11 protein-coding genes are annotated in these 12,716 nt (G+C 66.6%); 4 read left to right on the forward strand and 7 right to left on the reverse strand.

Going from position 1 to position 12,716, the window contains the following annotated elements; translation table 11 throughout:
• Positions 1 to 37 precede the first annotated feature (37 nt).
• Positions 38 to 763: a phosphonate utilization associated transcriptional regulator gene (locus U5A56_RS23860; protein WP_044847361.1), complete on the forward strand. Its 726-nt coding sequence runs from the start codon at positions 38 to 40 to the stop codon at positions 761 to 763.
• A gap of 191 nt (positions 764 to 954) precedes the next feature.
• Here the strand turns inward: U5A56_RS23860 and U5A56_RS23865 are convergent, their stop codons facing one another.
• From U5A56_RS23865 to U5A56_RS23890, 6 genes are all read right to left on the reverse strand, one after another.
• Positions 955 to 1,227: a hypothetical protein gene (locus tag U5A56_RS23865; protein WP_321924858.1), complete on the reverse strand. Its 273-nt coding sequence runs from the start codon at positions 1,225 to 1,227 to the stop codon at positions 955 to 957.
• A gap of 377 nt (positions 1,228 to 1,604) precedes the next feature.
• Positions 1,605 to 2,993, reverse strand: coding sequence for an FAD-dependent oxidoreductase (locus tag U5A56_RS23870; RefSeq protein ID WP_321924860.1), 1,389 nt, complete (start codon positions 2,991 to 2,993; stop codon positions 1,605 to 1,607).
• A 134-nt stretch (positions 2,994 to 3,127) separates the two neighbouring features.
• Positions 3,128 to 4,258 carry a 2-aminoethylphosphonate--pyruvate transaminase gene (locus U5A56_RS23875; protein WP_321924862.1) on the reverse strand — a complete coding sequence of 377 codons (1,131 nt, stop codon included), beginning with the start codon at positions 4,256 to 4,258 and terminating at the stop codon, positions 3,128 to 3,130.
• A 48-nt stretch (positions 4,259 to 4,306) separates the two neighbouring features.
• On the reverse strand, positions 4,307 to 6,034 hold the full coding sequence (locus U5A56_RS23880; RefSeq protein WP_321924864.1) for a putative 2-aminoethylphosphonate ABC transporter permease subunit: 1,728 nt from the start codon (positions 6,032 to 6,034) through the stop codon (positions 4,307 to 4,309).
• A complete protein-coding gene (locus tag U5A56_RS23885; protein ID WP_044847331.1) occupies positions 6,031 to 7,122 on the reverse strand; it encodes a putative 2-aminoethylphosphonate ABC transporter ATP-binding protein in 1,092 nt (363 codons plus the stop codon). Before U5A56_RS23885 ends, U5A56_RS23880 begins: the two co-directional genes overlap by 4 nt.
• A gap of 111 nt (positions 7,123 to 7,233) precedes the next feature.
• A complete protein-coding gene (locus U5A56_RS23890; RefSeq protein WP_321819458.1) occupies positions 7,234 to 8,289 on the reverse strand; it encodes a putative 2-aminoethylphosphonate ABC transporter substrate-binding protein in 1,056 nt (351 codons plus the stop codon).
• Positions 8,290 to 8,506: 217 nt separating this feature from the next.
• On the opposite strand from U5A56_RS23890, the gene phnA reads away from it, so the two are divergent.
• Positions 8,507 to 9,745 carry a phosphonoacetate hydrolase gene (gene phnA / locus U5A56_RS23895; RefSeq protein ID WP_321924869.1) on the forward strand — a complete coding sequence of 413 codons (1,239 nt, stop codon included), beginning with the start codon at positions 8,507 to 8,509 and terminating at the stop codon, positions 9,743 to 9,745.
• A 27-nt stretch (positions 9,746 to 9,772) separates the two neighbouring features.
• On the forward strand, positions 9,773 to 11,227 hold the full coding sequence (gene phnY, locus U5A56_RS23900; protein ID WP_044847334.1) for a phosphonoacetaldehyde dehydrogenase: 1,455 nt from the start codon (positions 9,773 to 9,775) through the stop codon (positions 11,225 to 11,227).
• 90 nt (positions 11,228 to 11,317) lie between these two features.
• On the opposite strand, the gene U5A56_RS23905 is transcribed toward phnY, so the two are convergent.
• Entirely contained in the window at positions 11,318 to 11,593 is a 276-nt protein-coding gene (locus tag U5A56_RS23905; protein ID WP_044847335.1) for a hypothetical protein, read from the reverse strand.
• Positions 11,594 to 11,919: 326 nt separating this feature from the next.
• Between U5A56_RS23905 and U5A56_RS23910 the strand changes: the two genes are divergently transcribed.
• On the forward strand, positions 11,920 to 12,702 hold the full coding sequence (locus tag U5A56_RS23910; protein WP_044847336.1) for an amino acid ABC transporter substrate-binding protein: 783 nt from the start codon (positions 11,920 to 11,922) through the stop codon (positions 12,700 to 12,702).
• The last annotated feature ends 14 nt before the right edge of the window (positions 12,703 to 12,716 follow it).

Raw genomic sequence — 12,716 nt, forward strand, 5'->3', positions numbered from 1 at the left:
CTCGTTTTTCTTCCGCAGCGTCGCTGCCTGCCCGACCATGACTGCCCCGAACGCGCTCAACGCCATCGAACTCCTGCAAAGCCAGTCGCTCGCGATGATTGTCCAGGACATGCTCGAGCGCGCGATCGTGTCCGGCGAATATGCGCCGGGCGAGAAGCTCAACGAAGTCGATATCGCGACCAAGCTGAACGTGTCGCGCGGCCCCGTGCGCGAAGCATTCCGCGCGCTCGAGCAGGCCGGGCTGCTGCGCAACGAGAAGAATCGCGGCGTGACGGTGCGCGTCGTGCCGCTGCGCGAGGCCGAAGAGATCTACGAAGTGCGCGCGATGCTCGACGAGTCGGTCGCGCGCGCGCTCGCGAAACGCATTTCGCCCGACACGCTGAAGGTGCTGAAGGGCATCATCCAGTCGATGAAGGATGCCGCGAAGACGCACGACGTCACGCGCTATACCGAGCTGAACGTGCAGTTCCACGACGCGATGGTGGTCGGCGTCGGCAATACGCATCTCACCGACACCTATCGCCGGCTCGTGCGCCAGCTCGGGCTGCTGCGCCAGGCCGCGATCGAGGCCGAGGAGGATGCGATCGCGGTGTCGGCGGCCGAGCACGACAAGATCGTGCAGGCGCTCGCGAGCGGCGACGAGGAGAAGGCGGTCGCACTGGTGCGCGAGCATGTCGCGCACGGCCTCGCGCGGATGCGCCGCACGCACGAGCAGGGGTTGCCTGCGGCGGGGAAGGCGGCGCGGGAGAAGGCCGGCGCGTGAGCGGGTTGCGGCGCGGGTTTCACCGCGCGCGTCGATGGCGACAGGGCGCTGAACCGATCGGTCAGCGCCTTTTGTGTTTACATCGTTCGCATGGTGACGTGCGGTGCGCGATGCGCGTTGTGCCTGGCGGGTTCAGTTCCTGCCGAAGATGACGAGATCCGAGCCGATTGGGGTGATCGTCGGCGCGTTGATCATTTGCCGCTCCGTTTATCAAAGAAATCGTCCAGGACCCAGCCGGTGCCAGTCTCGCAGCGCACCTGTGTGTAGGCGTAGATTTTTGCGGCGCGATCCGCCAATGGCACGCAGGATTCGCCTTTCCTGATCGTAAAGACGGGCTGGGTTCGATCGTCATTCGGCTCGGCGAAGGCAGGCATGTCTTGAAGCGCCGTCCATTTTTCATCCAGGCGGTTCGAGCATGCGCTGATCATCACGATGAGTGCGGGCAATAGAAGAAACCGTGTCATTTCTTCGGATGTCGTCGGGCGAGTTGATGAGGGAGTCGATGGTATCGCGTTGCATCCCGATTTGTTGGCAATGCAGATAATTCAAGACGCTATCCCGGTACGACTCTATCGACCGCCGATAGCGGCATGTTGGAATCGTGGACCCGAAGATATGGATCGTGTGCGGCAGGACGCGTCCTATATTCATGCGGTTATTTGCATGCAGCGCCGCCGGTTCGAGAGAAGACACCACGCTGGTGATTTGACTTGTTCTATCGAAGGACTTCGCGTGTTCGCGATCTGGTGAGGCGATACACGCGTTTCGATAAAAATCGGCGATGCCGCAACGTTCACGAGCGCCGTGCGTTACTTGCCCCTTTATTGCATGGCGCCCGCCATCACGCCTTGTCCGCCTTCCCCGCCGCGCTCGCGAACTTCGCGAGCCACGTGTCGACCATCGCCGGCCGCCGGCTCTCATCCTCCGCACGCTCCTTGCGACGAATCGCATTGCGCACGACGTGCGCGCCCACATAGCGGATCGGCTCCGGCGGGAAATGGCCGAGCGGGCCGCGTACGATCGGGCTGCGCGTCCACGCGTTGTCGAGGCCGAGCACCAGCGACGACAGGATCTGTCCGCCCATGTAGGTCGGCCCGACGCCGTTGCCTGAATAGCCGAAGCCGTAGAACACGTTCGGCGCGCCATCGAGGCGGCCGAAGAACGGGAAGCCCGTCACCGAACGGTCCGACGGGCCGTTCCAGCTCGCGGTGACCGGCACGCCCGCGAACGACGGGAAGAATTCGCGCAGGCTCTGCGTGAGCTGCGCCTCGTACGGCGAGCGCCGGTCGAACACCGGCGCAATGCGGCTGCGCCACGAGAACGTGTTGCCGCCCTTGCCGAGCATCAGCCGGCCGTCGGCGGTCGTGCGGTAGTAGTACACGAAGATCCGCGAATCGAGCACCGACACGCCGTCGACGAGCCCGGTCCGTTCCAGCAGTTCCGGGCATTTCTCGGTGATGACCATGTCGCTCGACACGACCGCGATCGTGCGCTCGAACTGCGGGAAGCGGCTCGCCATCCACGCGTTGATCGCGAACACCAGCTTGCCGGCGCGCACGCTGCCGGACGGCGTCCGAACGACGGCCGGCTGCCCTGGCGTGAAGTCGACGAGCGGCGTGCGCTCGTAGATCCGGATCCCCATCTCGAGCGCGACGCGGCGCAGCCCGCGCACGAGCTTGCCCGGATGCACGGTCGCGGCGATCGGCGAATACACGCCGTCGAGATTGCGGGCCGAGCCCGAACGGCGCGCGACTTCAGCGGCCGGCAGCGGCTCGTAGCTGTGGATACCGCACGCGGCGAGCGCGTCGAGCACCGGCGCGAGCGTGCCGACCTGCGCGCGCGACGTCGCGGTGTACAGCGTGCCGTCGAGCCGCAGTTCGGCATCGATGCGATGCGTGCGACAGAAGTCCGCGATGTGCTGGACGGCCGCCTCCGACGCCTTCACGAGCCGGATCGCCTCCGCTTCGCCGAACAGGCGCCGCAGCGTCAGGAATTTGGCTGACCACGTGAGCAGGCACCCGCCGTTGCGCCCGCTCGCGCCGGCGCCGCACAGGTCGGCCTCGAGTATCGCGATGTCGAGCGCCGGGTTCTGCTGCTTCGCCTGGATCGCGGTCCAGAGTCCCGTGAAGCCGCCGCCGACGATGCAGACGTCGGCCTCTATCGTGCCCTGCAGCGCGGGGGCGAGATCGCCGTCGTTGAACAGTGCTTGTTCGATCCAGAAGGGTCGCATCGAATGTCGTGCCGGTTAGGGTCGAGAGAATTGCCGTGCCGCACACGGCGGTAAAACGCAAAACGAAAGCGAACCCGCCGCACCGCAACGCACGGCGATCGGCCGCGCGCCGCGGTGCGGGCGGATGCCTCGCGTCAGGCCGCCGCTTCGGCCGACACGCGCCGCACGCCCATCGCCTTCAGCGTGTCGGCGATCGCGGCGACTGCGCCCGGAATGCCGGCTTCGCCGAAGTGGCCGATGCAGCCGACGCGGAACGTGTCGACCTCGGTCAGCTTGCCCGGATACAGAATGTAGCCGCGCTTTTTGACCTCCTGATAAAAGCGCTTGAAGTCGTAGTTCGGATCGTCCGGCGCGTGGAACGTGACGATGATCGGCGCCTGGATCGCGGAATCGAGGAACGGCCGGAACCCGAGCGCGCGCATTCCGTCGATCAGCGCGCGCGTGTTGCGCTGGTAGCGGCCGCCGCGCGCGGCGAGGCCGCCTTCGTCGACGTATTGCGCGACGGCCGCATCGAGCGCCGCAACCACGTGCGTGGGCGGCGTGAAGCGCCACTGCGTCGTGCGCTGCATGTAGACCCACTGGTCGTACAGGTCCATCGCGAGCGAATGGCTGTTGCCTTCGCAGCGTTCGAGCGCGGTGCGCTTCGCGATCACGAAGCCGAGCCCAGGCACGCCTTCGAGACACTTGCCGGACGCGGCGATCACCGCGTCGAACGGCGTCGTGCGCGCATCGATGTCGATCGCGCCGAACGAGCTCATCGCGTCGACGATCAGCCCGCGGCCGTGTTTCGCGACGACCTGCGCGACCTCGTGCAGCGGGTTCAGCACGCCGGCGCCGGTTTCGCAGTGCACGAGCGCGACGTGCGTGATGGTCGGATCGCCGGCGAGCGCGCGCTCGACGTCGGCCGGATCGACGCGGCGGTCCTCGCTGTAGTCGATCGTCGTGAGCGTGCGGCCGAGCACGCGGCAGATTTTCGCGAGGCGCTGGCAGTACGCGCCGTTGTTCGGCACCAGCACGTGGCCGTCGCGCGGCACGAGCGTGCCGATCGCCGCCTCGACCGAGAACGTGCCGCTACCCTGCAGCGGCACGCATTCGTGCGTGCCTTCGCCGTGCACGATCTGCAGCAGCCGTTCGCGCAGCCGCGCGGTGATCGCGTTGAAGTCGCTGTCCCACGAACCCCAGTCGCGCAGCATCGCGTCGCGCGTGCGCTCCGAGGTCGTCAGGGGGCCGGGGGTGAGCAGGATGGGCTGGGTGGCGAGCGTCATGGTGTCTCCTTGGTGAAGTCGGGACGTCACGTGAATGCGGCGAACGGATCAGCGGCGGTGCGGGGTGCGCCAGGCCTGCGTGCGGCGCAACAGGCGGTGCGAAATGCAGGCGAACAGCACGCACGCGAACGACGAGGTCGCGAGCACGAGCGTCGCCATCGCGGCGGCCGGGCCCATCTGGCCCGCGTCGTCGAGGTTCAGGATCGCGACGGAGGCGGGCTGCGTGTCCGGCGAGTACAGGAACGCGACGGCGGAGACCGTCGTCATCCCGTTGACGAACAAGTAGCGCGCGATCAGCAGGATCGCGGGCAGGCACACGGGCACGGTCACGCGCAGGAAGGTCCTGTAGAACGGCACCTTCAGCGACGCGGACACGGCCTCGAACTCGCTGTCGATCTGCCGCAGCGCGGTGACGGCGGTCAGGTGGCTCGACGCGTAGTAGTGGACGACCGTGACGATCGCGAGCAGCCACAGCGACCCGTACAGCCCGTTCAGCGGATTGCCGGGCGCGTTGAACAGGAAGATGTAGCTGATGCCGAGCACGAGGCCCGGCACGCCCATCGGCAGGATCGCGCACAGGCTGATGAAGCCGCGCAGCCAGCGTGCACCGCGGGTCTTCTCGATCAGGTAGGCGCCGCCGAACACGACGATCGTGCCGCCGAGCGCGACGGTCGCGGCCATCCGCAGGCTGTTCTTGTACGCGTCGAAGATGCCGGCGCCGATCAGCCCCATCTCGTAGTGCTGCAGCCCGACGCTCATCTGGTACGGCCAGAACTTCACGAACGACGCGAACACCGAGATGCCGACCACCGCGATGAAGAACGCGCACACCAGCGCGCAGTATGCGAGCATCGCGGCGTCGAAGCCGCGCGACGGCTTCGGCTGGTACGGCGTCGAGCGCGCGCCGAGCTGCGACTGCTGGCGGCGGCGGATGAAGAAGTCGACACCGAACGCGACGAGCGCCGGGCACAGCAGCATCAGGCTCACGACCGCGCTGCGGTTGAAGTCCTGCAGCCCGATGATCAGCTTGTAGATGTCGGTCGACAGCACGTTGTACGAACCGCCGATCACCACCGGCACGCCGAAGTCGTTGATGCACATCGTGAAGGCCACCATCGTCGCGCTGATCAGCCCGTACTTCGCGCCCGGCAGCGTGATCGTGAAGAACTTGCGGATGCGGCTCGTGCCCATCGCGTCGGCGGCTTCGTAGAGCCGGCCGTCCGCGAGCGACAGCGCGGTGACGAGGATCATCAGCACGTGCGGAAACGATGCGTACACCATGCTCAGCACGATGCCCGGCAGTCCGTAGATCGAGTGGCCGTGCAGCAGCGGCTTGAGCAGCCCCGCGTTGCCGAACCAGTAGATGAACGACACGGCGGACAGCAGCGTCGGCGCGAGCAGCGGCAAGAGCGCGATCGTGCGTGCGGCGTTCTTCAGCGGCATGCACGAGCGCGTCAGCGCATACGCGAACGTGAACGCCATCGGCACGACGATCATCGTGACGAGCGCGCCGACCGTCAGCGAATGGAGCATCGAGCGCAGCACGCCGCTGTCCTCGAGATACTCGACGAAGTTGTGTGCGCCGACGAAACGGCCGTCCGTATCGACGAAGCATTTCTGCACGACGAGCGCGAGCGGCAGCAGCAGGAACAGCGACATCAGCGCGGCCATCGCAACGAGCGCGAGCTGTGCGATGCGGTCGTGCCAGTGCGTGAGCTGCCGCACGTCGGCGGAGGCGGCCGCGCCGCGGCGGCGTTCGGTGAGGACGGCGCTCATTGCAGTCGCTCCTTCGCGCTCGGGAACACGCGGACATGCTCGCGATCGAGCGCGAGGTCGATGCGCGCGCCGGCCTGCACGCCGGTGCGGTCGACGTCGCGATACGACAGGTCGGCGACGATTTCCTGGCCGTCGAGCCCGTCGATCCGGAAGCTCACGCGGCAGAACGCGCCGAGGAACTCGAGCTTCTCGACGCGGCCGGCCAGCACGTTGTCGGCCGCTTCACCCGGAATGCGGATGCGCAGATCCTCGGGCCGCACGTAGACCGACACGGCCGCGCCCTGGGCCGGCCGGGTCGCGCCATGCCGGCAGTCGAAGCCGACGCCGCCCGCACGCAGCGTGCCGTCCTGCGCGACTTCGGCGGGAATCGTGTTGACGCGGCCGATGAAGTCCGCGACGAACGGCGACGCGGGCTGCCGGTAGATTTCGAGCGGCGTGCCGATCTGCTCGATCACGCCGTGATTCATCACGACGATGCGGTCCGCCATCGACAGCGCCTCTTCCTGGTCGTGCGTGACCATGATCGTCGTCACGCCGAGCCGCTGCTGCAGCGCGCGGATTTCCTGGCGCAGCCGCACGCGCACGCGTGCATCGAGCGCCGACAGCGGCTCGTCGAGCAGCAGCAGGCCGGGCGACGTCGCGAGTGCGCGCGCGAGTGCGATGCGCTGCTGCTGGCCGCCGGACAATTGACCGGGATGCTTGCGATGACTGTCGGGCAGGCCGACCAGCGCGAGCAGCGTATGCACGCGCTCGTGGATCGCGTCGCGCTTCATCCTGCGGTTCACGAGCCCGTACGCGACGTTGTCGAAGACGGTGAGGTTCGGAAACAGCGCGTACGACTGGAACACGATCCCGTAGTCGCGCAGTTGCGGCGGCAGCCGCGAAATGTCGCGGCCGTCCTGCATGATGTGGCCGGCGCTTTGCGCCTCGAGCCCCGCGATGATCCGCAGCAGCGTGGTTTTCCCGCAGCCGGACGGCCCCAGGAAGCAGATCATCTCGCCCTTCATCACGCTCAGGTTGATGTCGGTGAGGACCTGTGTGTCGTTGTACCGCTTTTCGATGCGTTCTACGCTCAGATAGGGTGCCATGCACGCCTCCACGCTGCGGGCGGCCCGGATGCGGGCCGGATACGACGATCGGAAGGGAGGCGGGGCGGCGCGTGTCGCGGCCCCGCTGCCTGGTGCGGCGTTAGCGCCGCGTCATTGCTGTGCTTTCGCCCCGTAGCGCTTCTGCCAGGTATCGAGGATCGACTGACGGTTCTTCGCCGACCACACGAAGTCGTTCTTCACGAGCAGGTCCGCATAGTTGTCGGGGATGCCGGCGAGCTTGCGCGCGACGCCCGGGTACGCGACGATCGCCCACCAGCGCGCGGTGATCTGGTTCGCGTCCTTGCTCGCCATGAAGTCCGCGAGCTTCTTCGCGGCGTCGGGCTGCCTGGTCGTCTTCATGATCGCGGTGCCTTCCATGTCCCAGCCGAGCCCTTCCTTCGGGAACACGAGATCGATCGGCGCGCCCTGCGCCTGCAGTTCATGGCCGCGGAACTCGAACGAGATGCCGATCGGGAATTCGCCGGTGCCGGCGAGCGTGCACGGCTTCGAGCCCGAATGCACGTACTGCGCGACGTTCTTGTCGAGCGCGTCCATGAACTTCCATCCCTTGTCGTCGCCGAAGGTCTGCAGCCACGCGGTGACGTCGAGATAGCCGGTGCCCGACGACACCGGGCTCGGCATCACGATCGCGCCTTTGTAGACCGGCTTCGTCAGGTCTTCCCACGACGTCGGCTTCGGGATGTTCTTCGCCTGCGCGGCGACGCGGTTGTAGCAGATCGTCGCGCCCCACACGTCCATGCCGACCCAGTGCGGCGGCGTGTTCGCGTCGCTGTACTTGCGCGTGAGCTGGTCGAAGCCCTTCGGCGCATACGGCATCAGCATCCCCTGCAGGTCGAGCAGCGTGAGGCTCGACGCGGCGAGGCCGAGGATGACGTCCGCGCGCGGGTTGTTCTTCTCCGCGAGCAGCTTCGCGGTGACCGAGCCGGTCGAGTCGCGCACCCAGCGGATCTCGATGTCGGGGTTCGCTTTCTCGAAGGCGTCCTTGTAGGGCTTCATCGCCTCGTCCTCCAGCGCGGTGTAGACGAGCAGCGACGTCTTCGCGTGTGCCGCCTGCGCCGCGCCGAGCGCGACCGCGGCGGCCAGCGCGACGCGCGCCGCGCCCGTCGCCCATGCATTGAAACGCTTCTGTACCGGCACTTCGTTCATCTTCAGACCCCTTGACCGTGGCGCCGCGGCATGCGGCGGATGAGTGGAGACCAGCCCTCTTCGTATTGCCTCGTGTTTCCGTCTTTTGCTTTCTGTTCTCTGCATGTTGTTGACAATCTACAAATCATCAATTTTAATGTCAAGCATGGAAAACACCTCCTCGGCGCGGCGCGGGCGCCGACAGCTCAACCCCTTCGAACCGAAAGGACTGAACGTCATGACTGAAACGCCTGTATCCGTGGAAGTGAACGGCCGCCGCTACAACTGGATGCGCCGCCCCGTGGTGGTGGTCTGCGTCGACGGCTGCGCCTATGAGTATCTCGAGATGGCGGCCGAGGCCGGCGTCGCGCCGTTCCTGCGCACGCTGCTGAAGCCGGGCACGGCGCTCAAGGGCGAGTGCGTGGTGCCGAGCTTCACGAACCCGAACAACCTGTCGATTGTTACCGGCGTGCCGCCGGCGATCCACGGGATAAGCGGCAATTACTTCTACGATCGCGACACCGGCGCCGAGGTGCTGATGAACGATCCGAAGTACCTGGTCGCGCCCACCGTGCTCGCGACCTTCGCGGAACGGGGCGCGCGCGTCGCGGTCGTCACCGCGAAGGACAAGCTGCGCCGCCTGCTCGGCAAGGGGCTCAAGGGCATCTGCTTCTCGTCGGAGAAAGCGGACGAGGCGAGCCTCGAGGAAAACGGCATCGACAACGTGCTCGAGCTGGTCGGCAAGCCGGTGCCGAGCGTGTACAGCGCAGACCTGTCGGAGTTCGTGTTCGCGGCCGGCGTGCGCCTGCTCGAGACGCGCACGATCGACCTGATGTACCTGTCGACGACCGACTACGTGCAGCACAAATGCGCGCCCGGCACCGACGGCGCGAACGCGTTCTACCAGATGATGGACGCGTACCTGAAGCGCCTCGACGAACTCGGCGCGATCGTCGCGATCACGGCCGACCACGGGATGAACGCGAAGCACGACGGCGAGACCGGCGAGCCGAACGTGATCTACCTGCAGGAGCTGTTCGACGAGTGGCTCGGCCACGACGCGGCGCGCGTGATCCTGCCGATCACCGATCCGTACGTCGTGCACCACGGCGCGCTCGGCTCGTTCGCGACCGTCTACGTGCCGGACGACGCCGATGCCGACGCGCTGCGCGCGCGGCTCGCCGCGGTGGACGGCATCGAGGTCGTGCTGACGGGCGCCGAAGGCTGCGCGCGCTTCGAGCTGCCGCCCGAGCGGATGGGCGACCTGATCGTGATCTCGAAGCAGGACGTCGTGCTCGGCACGCGCCGCATCAAGCACGACCTGTCGGGCCTCGACGTGCCGCTGCGCTCGCACGGCGGGATCTCCGAGCAGATCGTGCCGCTGATCTTCAGCAAGCCGGTCGCGACCGACGTCGCGGGCCGCGCGCGGCTGCGCAACTTCGACATCATCGACATCGCGCTCAACCATCTGCAGTGACGCGGACGCATCCGCCAGGAGACACTCATGAACGCCATTGCAGCATCGACGGAGGTTCGCACGGTTCATCGTGAAGCACTGCGAATCGATGGTGAAAGGATTCAGCGCGATGCGGTAATCGAAGTGCGCAACCCGTACGACGGCTCGCTCGTCGGCACCGTGCCGAAGGCGACGCTCGACGACGTGCGGCGCGCATTCGCGGTCGCGCGTGCGTACCGGCCGTCGCTCACGCGCCACGAACGCGCGGCGATCCTGCGCCGCGCGGCCGACATCGTGCGTGCGCGCACCGCCGCGATCGCGGCGCTGATCACGGCCGAGGCCGGCTTGTGCATCAAGGATTCGACGTATGAAGCCGGGCGCGTGGCCGACGTGCTCACGTTCGGCGCGGGCGAAGTGCTGAAGGACGACGGACAGATCTTCTCGTGCGATCTGACGCCGCACGGCAAGAAGCGCCGCGTGTACACGCAGCGCGAACCGCTGCTCGGCGTGATTTCCGCGATCACGCCGTTCAACCATCCGATGAACCAGGTCGCGCACAAGGTCGTGCCGTCGGTCGCGACCAACAACCGGATCGTCGTGAAGCCGTCGGAGAAGGTGCCGCTGTCGTGCTACCTGTTCGCGGACATCCTGTATGAAGCCGGCCTGCCGCCGCAGATGCTGCAGGTGATCACCGGCGACCCGAAGGAGATCGCCGACGAGCTGATCACGAATCCGGCGATCGACCTGATCACGTTCACCGGCGGCGTGTCGATCGGCAAGTCGATCGCGTCGCGGATGGGCTACCGGCGCGCGGTGCTGGAACTCGGCGGCAACGATCCGATCATCGTGATGGAGGACGCCGATCTCGACGAAGCGAGCACGCTCGCGGTGTCGGGTTCGTACAAGAACTCGGGGCAGCGCTGCACCGCGATCAAGCGGATGCTCGTGCACGAGGCGGTGGCCGATCGCTTCACCGAGCTGGTCGTCGAGAAAACCCGCGCGTGGGCCTACGGGAACCCGGCCGATCCGTCGGTCGACATGGGCACCGTGATCGACGAAGCGGCCGCGAAGTTCTGCGAGCAGCAGGTGAACGACGCGATTGCACGCGGTGCGCGGCTGCTGGTCGGCAACGTGCGCGACGGCGCGCTGTATTCGCCGACGGTCGTCGATCGCGTGACGCCCGACATGCCGCTCGTGAAGTACGAGACGTTCGGGCCCGTGTCGCCGATCATGCGTTTTCGCGACATCGACGAGGCGATCCGGATGTCGAACAGCACCGACTATGCGTTGTCGTCGTCGGTCTGCACGAACCGCTTCGACAGCATCACGCGCTTCATCACGGAGCTGGAAGTCGGCAGCGTGAACGTGCGCGAGGTGCCGGGCTACCGGCTCGAACTGACGCCGTTCGGCGGCGTGAAGGATTCGGGCCTCGGCTACAAGGAAGGCGTGCAGGAGGCGATGAAGAGCTTCACGAACACGAAGACCTACTCGCTGCCGTGGTGAGCGGTGTGTGATGCACACGCGCCGGCTCGAAGGCCGGCGCGCGCAATTTCCCCATGACGGGAGGCGGCCGCGACAGCCGCCAGGCGACGGTCAATCGTCGTCGTGATGGTGATGACGCCAGCCGCGATGCCAGCCGTTGTCGTGCCGGTAGTAGCGGTAGCGGTATTCGCCGTAGTACGGGCCGTAATAGGCGGGCGCCGGCTCGTACACGACGGGCGGCGGCGGCGCGTAGTAGACAGGCGGCGGCGCCTCGATCACGGGCCCCGGCACGCCGAAATACACGCCGACGTCGGCACGCGCGAACGCACTTGCCGACAGGCAGGCGGCCGCGATGCCGACGGCACTGGACAACAGGATGCGTCTCATTTGCCGTTCACTCCGTCCGCGGGGACCAGGCCCGCGAGCAATCGTTTTACCTGCCTTCATGGTACGTAGCGCATGCCCGATGGGTGATACCGCAGTGTCGCTTCTGTAACCGCAGGTAACGATTCGTCAGACGATCGCCGCGCTGCATCGCGTGGGATTTCGTCTGCGGAATGGGCGCGACTCGCCGGCGCGTTATTCGACGCGCTCATATCGTTAGCGGATTTGCGTTTTTGCCGGATATCGGCGCGTCGGTAGAATTCGCGGACCTCTCGCGCGGCCGTTCGGGCCGGCGGGTCCACTCCCTTCCATCGTTCGGGGTCCGCACCATGAAATTCCTTCGCTCCATCCTGGTCGTCGCATTGCTGCAGGCCACTGCCGTCACGAGCGCGCTGGCGGCCGACGATCTCGCGCAGATCAAGTCGGCCGGCGTGTTCCGGGTCGGCACCGAAGGCACGTACGCACCGTTCACGTATCACGATGCGTCGGGCAAGCTGACCGGCTTCGACGTCGACATCGCGAGCGCGATCGCGCAACGGCTCGGCGTGAAGGCGGAGTTCGTCGAAGGCAAGTGGGACGGGCTGATCGCGGGCCTCGACGTGAACCGCTACGACGCGGTCGTCAACGAAGTGTCGATCACCGATGCGCGCAAGGCGAAATACGATTTCTCGACGCCGTACATCACGTCCCGCGCGGTGCTGATCGTGCGTGCGGACAACACGTCGATCCGCTCGTTCGACGACCTGAAGGGCAAGAAATCCGCGAACACGCTGACCAGCAATTTCGGCAAGCTCGCGGCCGCGCACGGCGCGGACGTGGTGCCCGTGCAGGGCTTCAACGAATCGATCGACCTGCTGAGCGCGGGGCGCGTCGACGCGACGATCAACGATTCGCTGTCGTACCTCGATTTCCGCAAGCACAAGCCCGACGCGAAACTGAAGATCGCGGCGACCGACACGAGCGGCGCCGGTGATGCATCGGGCGTGCTGCTGCGCAAGGGCAGTCCCGCGCTGGTGGCGGCGATCGACAGGGCGCTCGCGGACCTCAAGGCCGACGGCACCTACGCGAAGATCTCGCAGAAGTACTTCGGCCGCGACGTGTCGCAGCCGTGACGCGGGGCTGACCG

Source organism: Burkholderia sp. BCC1998 (assembly GCF_905339875.1).
In the GTDB taxonomy this organism is placed as follows: Bacteria; Pseudomonadota; Gammaproteobacteria; order Burkholderiales; family Burkholderiaceae; genus Burkholderia.